We start from the raw sequence: 16764 nt of genomic DNA on the forward strand, positions 1-16764 counted from the left end.
TATCCATTATCCATTATCCATTATCCATTATCCATTATCCATTATCCATTATCCACTATCCATTATTTATTATTCATTAATGAATTAGTATATTCTTAAATAATTTCCTTGCTTAAATTATTCTTACTTTCTTAGTTTTGACTTTTGACTTACTTCTTTCTTACTTTTTACTTTTAGCCTTTGACTTTTGAGTTTCTTTTTGTTTCTGTCTTTTCTTAGCAACCTTTTCAGCTTTTTTAGCAGCTTTTTCCGCGGCTATTTTCGCTAACCTTTTTGCTTCTTTTTCTTCCTCAAGTTTATCTAGATAATAATGATAGTCTCCTAAGTAAGGATAAAATTCACCATCTCGAATTTCCACAATTTTATTAGCAACTTGAGAGATAAAATAACGATCGTGAGAAACAATAATTACAGTTCCATCATATTTTTGTAATGCTGATTCTAACATTTCCTTTGCTGGAATATCTAAATGATTTGTCGGCTCATCTAATAACATAAAATTTCCTGGTTTAAGGAGCATTTTTGCTAAAGCCAAACGAGCCTTTTCTCCACCACTCAAAGCAGCTACTTTTTTAAATACCGTATCCCCACTAAACAAGAAATTACCAAGTAAAGTTCTTACTTCCTCATTTTTCCAATCAGGTACTTCATCATGGATAGTTTCCATTACAGTTTTTGTTAAGTCTAAAGCTTCTGCTTGGTTTTGCTCAAAATAACTAGGTATAACATTATATTTACCTAATTCAACTGTACCTTCCGTGGGTTTTTCCAATCCCATAATCATTCGTAGTAAAGTAGATTTACCACAACCATTCGGTCCTAAAAAAGCAATTCTATCTCCCCTTTCTATCTCTAAATTTGCCCCTAAAAAGAGAATTTTATCATCATAAGTATGAACTAAATCTTTAATTATTGCTACATCTCGACCACTACGAGGCGCTGGCGGAAAATGAAAAGTTAAACTTTTCAACCCTGCGGTAGGAGCTTCTACAACTTCTATTTTTTCTAACAGTTTTTCTCTGCTTTTTGCTTGGGTACTACGAGTAGCACTAGCGCGAAACCTTTCCACAAAAGCCTGTTGCTTTTCTATTTCTTTTTGTTGTCGTTCATAAGTGCTAAGTTGTGCAGCTTGATTTTCTAATTTCTGTTCTAAATAAGCTGAATAATTACCCAAATAAGTAGTAGAAACACCTCTTTCAGTTTCCACAATTTGAGTACAAAGACGGTCAATAAATTCCCGGTCATGGGAAACTACAACCATAGGAGTTACTAAATTTTTTAAATAATTTTCTAGCCATTCTATTGTTTCCAAATCTAGATGGTTAGTCGGTTCGTCAAGTAGTAAGATATCTGGACTTTGCAAAAGAATTTTTCCTAAACTCATCCGCATTTGCCAACCACCACTAAAATCACTAACTAAGCGATCGCCATCCTCAGACTCAAACCCCATTTCTGGCAATATCTTTTCAATTTCTGCATCTAAACCATAACCATTTAAAGCTTCAAATTGTCGTTGTAAACGGTCTAATTTATGAATAAGTTCATCTAATTTTTCTGGAGTAGCAGTTTCCATTTCTCGCTGTACTTCTAGAAGAGATTCGTGAGTTTTATTAGCCTCTGTAAATACTGTCCAAAATTCCTCTCTAACTGTACGATTAGGATTTACTTCAAATTCTTGAGTTAGATAAGCAATGTGTAAACTTGCAGGGCGAATAACTTCTCCAGAAGTAGGTTCCATTTCCCCATTAATAATTTTTAATTGAGTTGATTTTCCAGCTCCATTAACACCAACTAAACCAATACGATCGCCTGGTTTAACTTCCCAGTTAACATCTTTAAGAACAACACCTGTAGGATATATTTTACTTATATGTTCTAATCTCAGCATTTATAATTTATCTCCTAGGTAGGTTAACAGCAAGTTAAGTTTTTTATGGCCAAATTATTAATATTGACTCTCAAGCATTGTATATCTTAACAAATTTTAATTAAATTTTCTATCTCAAGGCGATGTGCAACTTTCTCAGGGATAAAGAGAGGAAAAAGAGTTTTTCAGTAAACCATACTTATTTATAACAAACTAATAAGTATCTAGGATGTTTTTGGTCTCGATAAATCAACTCACATTTGCTAAAACCAGCATTTTTAGCTTGATTGATAATTGTATTTTCTGTTTCCGGAAAATCGTAATTTTCTATATGTGTAATTAGCATATCTATTTCATCTTTAGTCAAGCTAAACCAATTGGTAGTGATATTTTGCAAATATTTTGTTAAAAAGTAATCGCGACTTTCTCCTTCCCCTCTAAAAACATCAATCAAAATAAAACAGGAATTAGGATTCAGTATTTGCCAAATACCATTAATTAAAGTTTGCTTCTCTAATCTGTTTAAGTGATGAATAGTATAGGAAGAAAAAGTAATGTCAACTTTTAAGCTTTTACTAGAGACTAATTCTTTAACTACATTGATGACATTGCCTGTAATTAAATTTTTTTTACCAGGAATATCGGCAATATTTTCTTGAGCAATTTCTAATGCTTGTGATGATAAATCAACACCATTTTAACTACAGATATTACTGTCAAGAAGACAAGGTGCTATGGTTGATAAGTCACCACAACCGAGGTCTAAAAAAGAAAATGGTTTAACTGGATAATTGAGAAGAAATTGATGTAAGACATCATACATTTATTTATGTCTCATGTGATTATGTTTGATAATTTTCTGGTATATCTGCCAGTTTTTAGCAAATATTTCCCCACTGGAGGGTAGAATCTGATTTCCAATTTTGGGAATACTTTTAGACATAGACATAATTATGTAATTTTGATCAAAAAGTTGATGCTGAATACTACTATATAATAACCACTATAATAGATAAACAATTACCCATAAAAATCAAGATTTTTCAGTCATTATATTCCTGAGATTCATTGAAAAGTTTCAGTTCTTTTCTTCTTACTTATAAACCTTTCTTACTTTTATATACTTCCAGAGATTCTTGCAGAACATCCTTGAGTTCTTGAGGAGAACAAGGTTTAGTTACACATTTAAAAATATCAGCCTTTTGTATCTCATCAACTTCAGAATCTATTTGTTCCTCAGCATAACCACTTAACAAAATCCTAATAGTATCAGGAAAGCTATCTTTTGTTTGTCTAAGAAATTGAATACCCGTCATATCTGGCATACTTTGGTCAGAAATAATTACAGCCATTTCCCCTTCAGCTTCGAGAATTTCCATAGCTAAACTAGCATTTTCTGCCCTAAAAACTTTAAATTGACGTCTAAAAGTTCGATAGAGTAAATCTAAATTATTCGGTTCATCATCAACAACCATTAACTTAAGTTTTTCCGACATTGTTAAATTTTTAGCAATTTCTATCTAAGGAACAATTTTGAATATAATTAGGGTTTGCTGAAAAAGTCTTATCGGTGAGGGTAGGAGTCAGGAGTCAGGAGTCAGGAGTCAGAATAAATGGGGAATTTAGAGGAGGCAAGAGGAAAAATTATCCCTTGATTTTTTTGCCTCGCGTCAACCCAAAATCCTAACTTTTTGCAGCTCTAGAAAACAAAAACCTTGTACTTTTCCAAGACCTAAAAAGGCTTTAGCCTTTATCTGTCAATAGCTTTTAGATTTAATCAGCAAGTCCTAATTAAGATTATACAAATTTTAGTATCTGTACCTAATTATCATACTAGCTAAAATAGCCAATATTTGCTTATACAAAATAACTGTATAAATTTTATATTAGATTAGAATTTTTCCAGAAATAAATACAGCACTTTTCAGGATAGTAAGGTACACTTTCTATTTTTGTCTTGTATAAAGCTTAAAGTAGTGGAATATATTTTTGATGCCAAGCTTTTAAAAATCAGCATCGTACCATTTTCCTAAAATAACATTTAAGCCTTGACATGGCACTAATAATTTTCTCTGAAGATGCACTTACCGAATAATTAATGATTATTAATTAAATATCTTGGTTAAAATCCTCCCTTTACCAAATCAAATATAACTTGATTTATGCAGGTATCAGAAAAAATTGGGAATAATTATTAATTGTATTATTAGAGACTGTTTGTCAAACAAATATTAAGAGAGCTTAGAGTGACTAAAATCTAAAATAGGTAAGACTTCAAAAGGTTAAAATCTGGTAAATATCCAGAGGAGGAAAAGTACATACTATTCCTAGATTTTTAAGTGACAAATAGTTGTCTTAATTTCTTATTACCAAAAAATAAGGTCTAAAGCCTCCCCTTTTAAGGGGATGAAAAAATCCAACTTCAGTATTTCAAGCCTCCGGCTTTAGTCGGAGGTTCACTGATAACTGATAACTGAAATGACCTGTTCCCAGTTAAGTGTTCCCTGTTCCCTATCCCCTTTTTATATTTCCTGATACATTCAATCTCTTACAAATAAATATTATTAAAATTAATCTCGACCCTTTTCCCTACTTCCCCATAATTTTGTACCCGATAAAGTTGCAGACTGCTATATATAAATTTAACCACACATTGCTCAACTAAGATAAATTGTATATCCAAAAAAAATTAATACTCAAAATTATGTAATTTATTCTTGACGTTGGTCAGAATGTTCTCGACCCGAAACATTTTTCATCGCCTCTAAAGCAGCTCGAGAACCTGCCAAAATATCCCGTTCTTCTCCTCCCAAATAAAGCCGTCCAAAACTACCGACCGCTTGAATTTGTAAGATATTAATTAAAGCAGCCTTCTCAGCTTCATTGGCCGCTAAAGCAGCATAAGCAGCAGGTTGGACTTCCAAAACATAGAGAGTTTGGCCACCCAAAATCATCTGGCCTCGACGATTACGATTAATTAACTGTGCTTGGTGAGAGTCAATATTACGGATCACCTGACTAGAGACAATACGAGGTTTCAGGCGATCGCGTTCCTGCACATCCAAAGCTTGCAAAATTGCTTGACCAGCAGCTTTTGTATCTCCCTGACGACTAGAATGAATTTCCAGTAAACCATAAAGTCGTTCCACAAATTGAACCCCAGGCCGAACAGAATTAGATTTGAGGGCCACATCCGTAATACGGTTAATTTCAATACCTGGAGAAATTTCTACCCATAGGGAAGTATCACCTGGTAATGGTAAAAAGCCAAGGGCCACTGTACCAATGTAGGCCGCGTGCTGAGGTTGCAAGTTGTCTATAAATACATAACTGCGCAGTTCTATACCCAAGGCTTAAATCTCCATTTACGGGGATGAAATTACATCCTTAATCGTAGTTATTATATGTTAACTGTTTCTCTTAAGTCAAAAGTTAAAAATTAGAAGTAATTCTATGTTTGACTAATAAATTTATTTTTTCTACTATTTAATCTATTGTTAGTCAAAAGTCATATTTTTCCCAATTATGTTTTTCTCAAAACAGAAAAATGAAAGTATTTCGAGCAAAGCAATTATCAAAAAAATTAAATGAATGAAACTAACATTCCCTTACTTCAAGAACATGAATTGCCCAAAGCGGATCGAATATTTCGATTGGCTTTTGGTACATTTTTAGGTTTGCAAGACCCAATGAAATTCTCTGGTAATACTAACTATATGCAGCGTTGGTATGCTTATCCAAAAGCTGCTTTTGCAGCAGAAATAGACGGTCAATTAGTAGGTCTTTTCAGTTATCAGTTAACAGTTATCAGTTATCAGTAATTCTAGCTGTTTGGGCAGCATTCCGTAAGAAAGCATCGGGATTAACATCAGAAATATTCTCTTTTTTGACCCTCTTAAAAGGGGATGAAAAAATCCAACGTCAGTATTTAAAGCCTCCGGCTTTAGTCGGAGGTTCACTGATAACTGATAACTGAAATGACCTTTTCCCGCAGTCCTAAACATTTATATTTTTATCAAAAATTTGGCTTTATGCCCCGTTTTTTAACTGCCATTTGTGCTAAATCTGTTTCTCAAAAACAGCAGCAGTTACAAAGCATTAGATATTCGCAAATTTCCCCAGAACAACAAAAAGAATATTTACTAGCAAGCCAAGAATTAACTAATAATATTTATCCCGGACTAGATTTACAGTCAGAAATTTTAGCAGTAGCAAATCAAAGATTAGGAGATACTTTATTTCTCTGGGAAAATGGTAATTTAGAAGGATTTGCTATTTGTCATTATGGTGCATATACCGAAGCAGGAAGTGATACTTGCTATATTAAATTTGGTGCAGTTAATTCAGGGAAAAAAGAGACGGAACGCTTTGGAAAATTATTGAATGAATGTGAAAATTTTAGCAATATTATGGGAATGTCTAAACTTGTAGTCGGAGTCAATACAAGTCGTCAACAAGCCTACATTCAAATATTAAATATGGGGTTTAAAATTGAGACATTAGGAGTAGCAATGCACAATCCTAATGAACCAGGTTATAACCGTCCGGATATTTATATTATTGATGATTATCGGTAGAGAAAAACTAGCGTTTGCTGAAGATAGCGTCAGTATGATCGCCTAAGAATAAACTCTATAATATGGGATATGGGAAAAAATAAGTAAAGATCACTTTAGTATGTAAATATTTAATTTTATAAAAAATACATATTAGTCGTTAGAATACTTAGTATAAGTTCAAAAAAATTAAAGTATAAAACGAATCTTTGTAAGCTATAACTGGAAAGATAGTTATTTATCTGTAATCAATTAACAGATAAATAACCCCAAACCTTCGATTAAAAAAGTGGTCAGCACTCAGCAGTAAACGTGCCCGTTTGCAGAGCATTCCCGAATGGAAAGGGGATTTAAACCCAAGCTCAAAAAAGCTGATAGCTGATAGCTGAATTCTAAGAGCTAGCTAATTATTAGAGGTAAAAAATGGTAGTTGCCACAGAAAAACTTAAAAAATTTACAATTTTACATTCCAATGATATGCACGGAGATTTTTTAGCAGAAACTCAAGGTGCTGAAGGTCATCTCATTGGTGGAATGTCGCTAATCTCAGGGTATCTAAAAAAAGTACGCCAGGAAGAGGAAAATGTGCTATTTGTTATTTCTGGTGATATGGTTCAGGGTTCTATGATTGATACAGAATATAAGGGCATTTCAACTATAGAAATTATGAACTATTTAGCCCCAGATGTAGTAACTATAGGAAACCATGAATTAGATTATGGTTTTTCCCACTTACTATTCCTAGAAAAGATGGCAAACTTTCCCATTATAAATGCCAACTTATATATTAAAAAATATAATAAACGGTTAATGAATCCCTATCTAATCCTGAACGTAGATGGGTTTAATATCATGTTCATGGGTATTGTCACAGAAGAGGTTTTAAAGTCATTAAGATTAGATACCAGTATCGGCGAATTCGTTAAGCTGCAAGATGCTGCTACAGAAGTGGGTAAGATTTGCAACGCATACAAAAATGAAGATATTGACCTGACAGTTTTGTTAACTCATATCGGTTTTGAAGAAGATCAAAAATTAGCTGCAATGCTAAAGCCAGAATGGGGTGTAGATATGATTATTGGTGGACATTCTCACACATTCTTAGACCAACCAGCAAAAGTGAACGACATTCTGATTACACAAGCGGGAGTTGGTACAAACCAAATTGGACGTTTTGATATTGTTGTAGATGACGATACCAATAGTATTGTCGAATGGAAATGGCAACTTATACCAGTAGATGACAATCTTGCCGAACCCGATGTAGACCTGAAAAAGTTTATAGCTTCCTTCAAAGAAGAAGTAGACCGCAAATATAATCGACTCATTGGGCGGTTAGCACGTCAACTTGTACATCCTGTTCGCGAGCGAGAAACTGAGTTAGGTAACTTAATAGCTGATATTTTTGCCCAAATACAGATGATTGATGTCGTGTTGGTGGGCAGTGGTTCAATTCGTGGTACAGAATTAGGACCTTCAATAACATTAAACGATCTCAAAAAACTTTACCCTTATGACGGTCCTCTTTCTGTGGCTAAAGTTACTGGAACACAACTGAAGCAGATATTTGCATATTTTATGAGACCGGAAAACAGAATTCCTGGTGAAAGTAATTATTTTCAAGTTAACAAAGGGGTGGAGGCAGTTTATAATGATGCTGACAAAAAGCTGGAATCTTTGAAAATTAAGGGAAAAGTTGTAGAAGATGATTCCCAATACACTCTTTGTCTCCAGGAATATCATGTCAAAAATTCTGTTGAGAGTTTAAATATAACAGCTGAAGAACTGACAAAATTAGGTAACGAAAAAGTATTGACAACTTCTTCCCAAGATGTGCTAGAAGAATATTTTGGTTCTCATCAAAATCTCAACAGTCACGTTGAAGGTCGATTAGTACAGAAATAGCTCATCATATCATGTCCGCTAGCATCGGTATTGTATAGCAAAGGTAGGCAACAGGGAACAGACAAGAATACTTACAGCGCTTTTCAAGTTGATGAACCACATCTTCACAACCAAAACCCAGTAGGGACGTTTCGCATTTTTGTTATGCAACGTCCCTACTGTGGTCTACTGAAACGAAAAGCGCTGTAAGAGGATGAAAAAAATCAACTTCAGTATTTTAATCCGGATGCTTCAACGGTCACTACTGATAACTGAAACAAACCCCTACTAGCTCACCATCTACTCATTTAAACTACCATCAGGCATAATTGCACCTTGCAAATTAGCACCTTCCAAATTTACTTTTTCCAGATTTGCACCTAGTAAATTAGCATTCTTCAGGTTAGCTCCTTTCAAGTTAGCTCCCTCAAGATCAGCATCCATTAACTTAACACCTGCTAAATTTGCTCCTACTAAATCTACTCTCCTGAGACTAGCATCTATTAAGGTTGCACCTCTGAGGTCTAAACCTCGGAGACTAGCACGATGCATCTTTGCACCACTTAAATTAGCATTCTTCAGGTTAGCTCCCTTTAAATTAGCTCTAGTGAGATTAGCATCATTAAGATTAGCACCATGGAGATTAGCAGCACGCAAATTTGCATGGGTTAAATTTGCACCAGATAAATTAGCTTGCCGTAGGTTAGCACTTTCTAAAACTGCTCGACGTAAACTTGCTCCACCAAGAGAAGCTCTTTCCAATGTGGCATTTTGGAAATTAGAATGGGTTAAATTTGCACCTTCTAAACTAGCGCGAGACAAATTTGCATCCTCGAGTTTAGCTTTGATTAAATTTGCTCCTTGCAGTTGGGCTTCCTTGAGGTTTGCATTTTGTAATCTTGCCCCCTTAAGTTCAATACCCCTCAAATTAGCTTTCCGTAAATCTGCTTCCCGCAAATAAGCATCTTCCAGTTTAAGAGCTGCTAAATTTGCACCACGGAAGTTACAACCGTAACATTCTGAAGTTGCTCGCAATTTAGCAATTGAGCTGTTACCAGAAAATCTGGCGATCGTTCTTTCTCGTTGAGGTCTTTGTGTTCTCTGAAAATTCGTTTGATATCGTTGCTGTCGGAAAGCTGTTAAACTTGTCGCCATGATGGCAAGAGCAGCAATACTAGCAACTCCTACCATGGCAGATGCTTTTACAGGCTGCATTGCCATCGCCACATTCTTAAAATTAGCAGCATCACCAAAAACAGGAATTGGTTTGAGTGCAGCTAAAGCTGCTGCTGCATTGTCAAAACGGTCTTTGTCGTTAGGAGATACCATTTTTTCTAGCCACATTGTAAATAATGTACTCAGTTGTGGCATTAATTTTTTGACATTAAAGCGATAATTGCGGTCAATTAATTTTTTGACATCTGTAGTGGGAGTACCTGTAAGCAAGCAGATTAGAGTTACACCCAAACTATATAAATCAGAATTAATAGTGACTGTGCCATTTAATTCTTGTTCTGGTGGCATAAACCCTGGCGTACCACTGAAACCCTCACTTAAATTCTCTTCTATTCCCATACGGGCAAAACCAAAATTAATTAAATATGCAGTAGGGAATCTTTCACCGTTTGCATGGGGAGCAACTAATATATTTTCTGGTTTAATATTACCATGAATAATTGGCGGTGTATGCTTTTGTAAATAAACTAAAATTTCTAAAATTGAAATAGCAATTTGCTTAATTTGTTCTGGGGTAAAACTTCTTCTTTCTGCTAAAGATTTTCCCTCTTGATATTCTGTAATTAAACAAAATCCTTCAGGAGTTTCTAAGGCATCAATATAGTTGGGAATGCGGGGATGTTGTAGTTGTTTAAGAATTTCTACTTCCCGTTCATAAGCTTCAAATCCTGCCCAATTAGCTTCACCATCTGCAAAACGAAATTCTTTGATGACAACTTGTTGGTCTTGTTTAACAGCTAGTCCCTGATATGAAACTTCTCCCTGCTGTTGGTGACGTTCCATTTCTCTAATAATTTCATAGCCGTGACTGGAAAGGTCTTGTTTCATATTAATAGTACCACCTTGTTTTTTCTGCTTGTCAATGGGGTGCTTATGCAAAAAATATATTTTTATAATTATATCATGTTTTTTATTTAGTAGCAATTACAAATTACCGCCTTTTTAATTTTAGTAATTGCTAATAACTATAAGAATATTTTTTTGTGAATAAATAAAAAATATTATTTTTCAGATTATTTAAGCTTTTAATCATCAATTAAATCCTGTAGTATCGTATGATTGAAGGAAGCTTTCAAATAAATTTAAAATTAGTATGATTTTTGCGATGTTAATGTTTTATATTTATAACAATTCTCAATAATATATAAATAATTAAATAATAGCTAAAATCAACTGAAAAATATGTAAATTATCAGTATGTTAATACTGACTCGGCAACTCCCAATCTGCACCAAAATATTATTACTGTAACAGAATTGTTATACTTGTCATTTCCAATAGTCTTAAGAAATGCCAAAACTACTATTTCATGGTAGAATCATAGAATAAAATTTCTAGAAAACGAGGTTTCTATGACTGAGCAAAATGCTCGTGATTTATTTAAAGCTGCCTACGAAAATCGTTACACTTGGGACCCTAATTTTCCTGGTTGTAGTGCTAATATCGAACTTAAACAAGGGTCAGAAATCTACAATGGCCAAATTTGCATAAAACCAGATTTTACTGTAGAAGTCACTGGCATCCCAGACGAAGAAGTACAACAAAGCGTTTATACTCAACTAAGGGACGTAGTAACTCACCGCAAACGTTCATCATTTGAAGCATCCCACGGTAAAAATAGCTTTAGTCTTGGTAATAGTGATGACACAGGTGCAGTTGAAATTCTCGTTGAAGGGGATGCCATGGGGTCAAATTACAAAGTTAGAGGCAAAGAAATTTGTCTAGTTAGTCGAGTAATGGGTCGGATGGCCTTCGTGATTAACACCCATAAAAGCTTGGAGACACCAGAAGGTTGTATTGCTACTCACTATAACGCCATTTTCCGTAACCCTCAAACCAATGAAGTAATTAGGAAACTAGAATTTGAGGACTCTTATGAAAAAATTGGCAACTACTACATAATGACTACCCAAGTTGTTAACTCTACAGAAAAGGGTCAAAAAACAACTACTGAATTTAACTATTCTAATATAAAACTATTAGAACCAGCAGTTGTATAAAAACTTGAACTTTTGGTTTATTTCCATGTTCAGTCAGTTAGAATTAACTATAATTCTACTATACATAATAAATCGAACAAAACAAGGAGAAAAAAATGAGTAAAGCACTTACTGCTGAAAATGTTGAAACTGTATTAGATGAGTTACGTCCCTATCTCGCAGCGGATGGTGGTAACGTACAATTAGTAGACATTGACGGTCCAATAGTTAATCTCAGATTACAAGGAGCTTGTAGTTCTTGTCCTAGTTCTACAATGACTCTGAAAATGGGTATTGAGCGCAAACTTCGGGAAGAAATTCCTGAAATTGCTGAAGTTAATTCTGTAATGTAAGCATATTTTTTCCACTCACATTACTTTTAAATGTGGGTGGAAAATTTATCAATCTAAGTTACACATTTTTATCAACAATTAAATAATTAATTATCGTGTTATCATAATATATTGGAACCATATTGATAACTTTTGATAATTGATAATGGATAATTGATAATTACCTCTCCCTAAAAGGAAGAGGATTGAATAAAAGGAAAATTTTTTCTCTCTTGGTCGATTGGATATGGCGTTTAGCTGGCGCACAACTTTCCGTTCCGGAATGCTTCGCAAACGTTAACGGCTGTCGCCGACATGAAAAACGGAGTGGCTCTGAAAGAGCGGGAGACCGTTCCCTCCGGGACGCTTTCCTACGGAATGCTCCGCAAACGCGTTTCGCTGCGCGACATATAAAGCGGAGCTTTGCGTTAGCAAACGCCATCCCATCCTAACGGAATGCTCCGCAAACGACCGCTTGTTTCTCCTTAAAAGGAGAGGCTTTATACCTTTATTTTTCGGTAAAATTCAAAAGATAATCTGCTAACTATCATTATAATATCAACAAAAAAAATATAGTTTATTGAAAAATATACTTGTTCACTGCTAAAAAAAAGCTGTATATTGTTAGCTAGGAATCAGCATAAAAAAACTATAGATAAGATAGTTAGTTGTTATCAAACAGGTAAATATAAAAAAATCAAACTTTAGTAAAAATTAGAGATTTAAAAACCTTATCAAAACAACACTAACTACAATTATTTAAAACAGGCAATCAATGAGAATTTTAGTTGTAGAAGATGATAAAATTATCGCCGAAACTTTAGCTGATGCCTTAACCAAAGAACTCTTTATAGTTGATATAGCCACAGATGGTCAAGCGGGTTGGCAGCAAGCTCAAGCTTGTAATTATGATTTAATTTTATTAGATTTAATGCTGCCCAAATTAGACGGTATTACTCTATGTCAAAAGTTGCGCTCTATTAATAAAAAAATTCCTATTTTACTTTTAACCGCTCGCGATAACAGTCAAGATAAAATAAAGGGTTTAGATGCTGGAGCTGATGATTATGTAGTTAAACCATTTAATTTGGAAGAACTTTTAGCTAGAATTAGAGCATTATTACGACGGGGAAATGAGTCTGCTTCTGTCATTAAGAAATGGTGTGGTTTATGTTTAAATCCTCAAAGTTGTGAAGTTAGTTACAATGACAAGCAGTTAAATCTTACTCCTAAAGAATATGAAATACTAAATCTGTTGATGCACAATACCCAAAGAGTATTTAGTTGTAGTGTAATTTTAGATCGGGTTTGGGATTTAGAAGACATACCTACAGAAGATACTGTTAGAGCACATATTAAAGGCTTAAGACACAAATTAAAATCAGCAGGCGCCCCTAGTGATTTAATTGAAACTGTTTATGGTTTAGGCTATAGACTTAAACAAGAAAAGAATAATTTACCACTAAAAAAAAGTAAAAAAAAGAAGAAAAATCAACCTAATATATCTCAGGAATCTCAACAAAAGCTGCAACAGTCAATAAATAAAATTTGGGATAGAGTTAAGGGAAGTATAAGTGAGCGAATTGATGTAGTAGAACAAGCAGTAATAGCTGGAAAAAATGGAAAATTAGAGACTAATTTGCAACATCAAGCACAACAAGAAGCTCATAAATTAGCAGGTTCTCTCGGTACATTTGGTTTGAATTATGGCTCAGATTTGGCGAGAAAAATAGAAACTTTATTGACACCAGAACTACCTCTAAATTATGCCCAAAGTTGTCATATATATACACTGGTTATCAGTCTACGCAACGAGATTTATCAGCATAGTAATATAGGCAATAAACAAACTTTAAATCAGCAACTCAAATCTCTTGATGCGAAATCCTCTACACAAACTTATTTAAGGTATACAGATAGTTTTTCCCAAGAATGTAAATTATTATTAATACTAGAAGATAATTTATTAGCCAAAGAATTAGTGCAGGAAGCTACTACTAAAAAAGTAGAATGTATGGTGGCGAAAAATTCTACATTACTTACAGATATAGATGGTTTTATTAATCATAACTGCAACTTTCATTGCCAAGATTTATTATTTTCTGCAAATGTGGCATTACTAGACCTTGAAATTGCTAGTAATGCGGAAAAAATATTAGCAAAATTTTCTAATCAGATGCCATTTTTACCAGTAGTTGTACTTAATACTCAGGGAGACTTGAGCGATCGAATTAAGATTGCTAAATTAGGGGCATCAGCATATTTAACAAAGCAACTACCAGCAGCTCAAGTAATAGATATAGTATTAGATATCTGGCGAAAAAATCAGATCCCCGGAACTGTTATGATAGTAGATGATGATCTGCCAACTTTAGAGGTTATCAAACACATACTAACGCAGTGGGGAATTAAAGTGGTTACTCTGAATGATGAGCGATATTTCTGGAAAACCTTGGAAGATACAGCGCCAGATTTATTAATTTTAGATATAGAAATGCCACATTTTAACGGAATAGATTTGTGTAAAGTTATTCGTAATGACCCTCATTGGAGTGGCATTCCAGTTGTATTTATTACAGCTCACAAAGATCCTAATATTCATAATCAAATTTTTGCTGCTGGTGCTGATGATTATCTTAGTAAACCTTTTAAATATTCTGACTTAGTCACTCGTATTATTAATCGGATCAAACGGACTCCAAGTATTTGATTTTTTTTTGAATAATCAATATTTATTCTTGATTTTATTGAGTTGAAGATGGCAAAAAAATGATTAAAGATACTTCTAAAAATAAAACAGATTTAATAGCATCCCTCAAAGCTAGTAATGCTAAATTAAAAACAGAAATACGGGAGCGTAAACGAGCAGAAAAAGCTTTACAAGACCTGGTGAAAACATACCAAGAAACTTCTCTAAAGCTTCGCACTTTAATTAATGCAATGCCAGATATTGTCTGTTTTAAAGATGGTACAGGAAAATGGCTAGAAGCTAATAAGTCAATGCTAGAATTATTTGATATAGAAAAAGTAGATTATCATGGTAAATTAGATGCCGAACTGGGAGAAATCAGTGATTTTTATCAAGAAGCTTTTTTAAATTGCCAACATAGCGATCAAGAAGCATGGAACAAAAAAAGTTTGTCGAGGGGGGAAGAGGTCATTCAGAAAAAAGACGGAACTGTAAAAATTTATGATGTAACTAAAGTGCCGTTATTTTATGAAGATGGAACACGGAATGGAATTGTCGTTTTAGGGCGTGACATTACAGAGCAAAAGCAAACAGAAAAAGATATGATGAGGTTAGCTTCTATTGTAGAATCCTCTAATGATGCAATAATTGGTAATACTTTGGCAGGAATTATTCATAGTTGGAACTCAGGAGCAGAAGAAATTTATGGCTACTCTATTTCTGAAGTAAAAGGTCATTCTATTTCCATGTTAGCTGTACCAGAAAGACCAAATGAAATTCCTCGAATTTTAGCAAATATTACTGCCGGTATTGGTATAGATAATTATGAAACTGTACATCTTAGAAAAGACGGTAAGCACATAAATGTAGCTTTAACAATATCTCCAATTAAAGATACTCAAAATAATGTGATAGGAGTATCAACTATTGCCCGTGACATTAGCGATCGCAAACAAGTAGAACAATCTTTAGAACAACTCCGTCACCAACATCAATTAATTTTAGACTCAGCGGGAGAAGGAATTTGTGTAATAGATATATTTAGTAAAATTTCTTTTGTTAATCCTGCCGCAGCAAAAATGACTGGTTATGGAATTAAAGAGCTGGTAAATAATGACTGGAATTTCATAATTTATGGAGACCAAACTAACAACAAAACTAATCGTATTTCTACAGAAAAAAATAGTCAAGCTTGTGCGGTTAACACAACCTTAGAAAAAGGAATAGTTTGTCAAGTTACTGATGAATTGTTTGGGCGACGAGATGGCACATTTTTTCCCGTAGAATATGTCAGTACACCTATTCTAGAACAGGGAAAAATTACTGGTGCGGTTGTGACATTTAAAGATATTACCGAACGCCTAGCAGTCGAACAGATGAAAGATGAATTTATTTCTGTAGTGAGCCATGAATTACGCACTCCTCTAGCTTCTATTCACGGTGCTTTAGGTTTACTGAAAAGTGGTTTACTAAATCAAGCACCAACAAGAGGTAGAAGAATGTTAGATATTGCTGTTGCGAATAGCGATCGTTTAGTAAGGTTAGTTAACGACATTTTAGACTTAGAGCGTCTTCATTCTCATCAAGTCACAATGGTTAAACAAACTTGCAATGTTTCTGAATTGATGATGCAAGCAGCAAGTGAAATGCAACCTATAGCAGAGAAAATAGGAGTCAGTTTATCAGTAACACCAATAGATACTAAGTTGTGGGGATGCGCCGACAGATTAATTCAAATTTTGACTAACCTACTGAGTAATGCTATCAAATATTCCTCTACAGGAAAAACTGTATGGTTAACTGCCAGCAAACAACGAATCAATAAAAATCAAGTTAATAACTCCCATCATTTGACTTGTGGGATTCAAGGTGATTGTGCTGTAGCGCCAGCTTGTAGAATTAATTATGGCGATCAAGTTTTAATCATGGTCAAAGATCAAGGACGAGGTATTCCTGCTGATAAGATAGAAAGTATTTTTGGTCGCTTTCAACAGGTTGATGCTTCTGACTCTCGTCAAAAGGGAGGAACTGGTTTAGGTTTAGCTATTTGTCGTAGTATAGTCCAACAACATGAAGGCCAAATTTGGGCAGAAAGCACTTTGGGAAAGGGCAGCACTTTTTTTGTCGCTTTACCAATTTTGGATTAAACTTGTAAAAGTGAAGAAGGAAGGAAGAAGGAAGAAGGAAGAAGGAAGAAGGAAGAAGGAAGAAGGAAGAAGGA

Annotated in this window: 12 protein-coding genes; 7 read left to right on the plus strand and 5 right to left on the minus strand. The window is 34.3% G+C overall.

Annotated elements, in window-relative coordinates; translation table 11 throughout:
- Positions 1–160: 160 nt before the first annotated feature.
- The 4 genes from ACP6PK_RS11740 to ACP6PK_RS11755 form a co-directional block, all read right to left on the minus strand.
- A complete protein-coding gene (locus ACP6PK_RS11740; protein ID WP_094671101.1) occupies positions 161–1888 on the minus strand; it encodes an ABC-F family ATP-binding cassette domain-containing protein in 1728 nt (575 codons plus the stop codon).
- A gap of 178 nt (positions 1889–2066) precedes the next feature.
- Positions 2067–2321, minus strand: coding sequence for a hypothetical protein (locus ACP6PK_RS11745; RefSeq protein ID WP_426559754.1), 255 nt, complete (start codon positions 2319–2321; stop codon positions 2067–2069).
- Positions 2322–2964: 643 nt separating this feature from the next.
- On the minus strand, positions 2965–3363 hold the full coding sequence (locus ACP6PK_RS11750; RefSeq protein ID WP_426559755.1) for a response regulator: 399 nt from the start codon (positions 3361–3363) through the stop codon (positions 2965–2967).
- Positions 3364–4578: 1215 nt separating this feature from the next.
- On the minus strand, positions 4579–5217 hold the full coding sequence (locus ACP6PK_RS11755; RefSeq protein ID WP_426559756.1) for a hypothetical protein: 639 nt from the start codon (positions 5215–5217) through the stop codon (positions 4579–4581).
- Between the two features lie 237 nt (positions 5218–5454).
- Between ACP6PK_RS11755 and ACP6PK_RS11760 the strand changes: the two genes are divergently transcribed.
- From ACP6PK_RS11760 to ACP6PK_RS11770, 3 genes are all read left to right on the plus strand, one after another.
- Complete coding sequence (locus ACP6PK_RS11760; RefSeq protein WP_426559757.1) at positions 5455–5688, plus strand: hypothetical protein; 234 nt, start codon at positions 5455–5457, stop codon at positions 5686–5688.
- A 156-nt stretch (positions 5689–5844) separates the two neighbouring features.
- Positions 5845–6444 carry a hypothetical protein gene (locus ACP6PK_RS11765; RefSeq protein ID WP_426559758.1) on the plus strand — a complete coding sequence of 200 codons (600 nt, stop codon included), beginning with the start codon at positions 5845–5847 and terminating at the stop codon, positions 6442–6444.
- A gap of 402 nt (positions 6445–6846) precedes the next feature.
- The gene (locus ACP6PK_RS11770) at positions 6847–8328 is read left to right on the plus strand and encodes a bifunctional metallophosphatase/5'-nucleotidase (protein WP_426559759.1); all 1482 of its coding nucleotides are present in this window, start codon (positions 6847–6849) and stop codon (positions 8326–8328) included.
- A gap of 279 nt (positions 8329–8607) precedes the next feature.
- Here the strand turns inward: ACP6PK_RS11770 and ACP6PK_RS11775 are convergent, their stop codons facing one another.
- Positions 8608–10422, minus strand: coding sequence for a pentapeptide repeat-containing protein (locus ACP6PK_RS11775; RefSeq protein ID WP_426559760.1), 1815 nt, complete (start codon positions 10420–10422; stop codon positions 8608–8610).
- Positions 10423–10895: 473 nt separating this feature from the next.
- Here ACP6PK_RS11775 and ACP6PK_RS11780 point away from each other — a divergent pair, with 473 nt between their 5' ends.
- The 4 genes from ACP6PK_RS11780 to ACP6PK_RS11795 all read left to right on the plus strand — a co-directional run bounded on the left by ACP6PK_RS11780 (position 10896) and on the right by ACP6PK_RS11795 (position 16690).
- A complete protein-coding gene (locus ACP6PK_RS11780; protein ID WP_426559761.1) occupies positions 10896–11543 on the plus strand; it encodes a DUF3386 domain-containing protein in 648 nt (215 codons plus the stop codon).
- A 95-nt stretch (positions 11544–11638) separates the two neighbouring features.
- A complete protein-coding gene (locus ACP6PK_RS11785) occupies positions 11639–11875 on the plus strand; it encodes a NifU family protein (RefSeq protein WP_426559762.1) in 237 nt (78 codons plus the stop codon).
- Between the two features lie 754 nt (positions 11876–12629).
- A complete protein-coding gene (locus ACP6PK_RS11790; RefSeq protein WP_426559763.1) occupies positions 12630–14564 on the plus strand; it encodes a response regulator in 1935 nt (644 codons plus the stop codon).
- A 59-nt stretch (positions 14565–14623) separates the two neighbouring features.
- Entirely contained in the window at positions 14624–16690 is a 2067-nt protein-coding gene (locus ACP6PK_RS11795) for a PAS domain-containing sensor histidine kinase (protein ID WP_426559764.1), read from the plus strand.
- The last annotated feature ends 74 nt before the right edge of the window (positions 16691–16764 follow it).

The organism is Dapis hubbardiae BLCC-M172, from assembly GCF_050016015.1.
Classification (GTDB): Bacteria; Cyanobacteriota; Cyanobacteriia; order Cyanobacteriales; family Microcoleaceae; genus Trichodesmium.

What these genes read in the sequence shown, in the direction of transcription:
- ACP6PK_RS11765 (WP_426559758.1), top strand. Translation starts at nt 5,845, where the DNA reads ATGACCTTTTCCCGCAGTCCTAAACATTTATATTTTTATCAAAAATTT.
- ACP6PK_RS11740 (WP_094671101.1), bottom strand. Translation starts at nt 1,888, where the DNA reads ATGCTGAGATTAGAACATATAAGTAAAATATATCCTACAGGTGTTGTT.
- ACP6PK_RS11795 (WP_426559764.1), top strand. Translation starts at nt 14,624, where the DNA reads ATGATTAAAGATACTTCTAAAAATAAAACAGATTTAATAGCATCCCTC.
- ACP6PK_RS11750 (WP_426559755.1), bottom strand. Translation starts at nt 3,363, where the DNA reads ATGTCGGAAAAACTTAAGTTAATGGTTGTTGATGATGAACCGAATAAT.
- ACP6PK_RS11790 (WP_426559763.1), top strand. Translation starts at nt 12,630, where the DNA reads ATGAGAATTTTAGTTGTAGAAGATGATAAAATTATCGCCGAAACTTTA.
- ACP6PK_RS11760 (WP_426559757.1), top strand. Translation starts at nt 5,455, where the DNA reads ATGAATGAAACTAACATTCCCTTACTTCAAGAACATGAATTGCCCAAA.
- ACP6PK_RS11770 (WP_426559759.1), top strand. Translation starts at nt 6,847, where the DNA reads ATGGTAGTTGCCACAGAAAAACTTAAAAAATTTACAATTTTACATTCC.
- ACP6PK_RS11785 (WP_426559762.1), top strand. Translation starts at nt 11,639, where the DNA reads ATGAGTAAAGCACTTACTGCTGAAAATGTTGAAACTGTATTAGATGAG.
- ACP6PK_RS11780 (WP_426559761.1), top strand. Translation starts at nt 10,896, where the DNA reads ATGACTGAGCAAAATGCTCGTGATTTATTTAAAGCTGCCTACGAAAAT.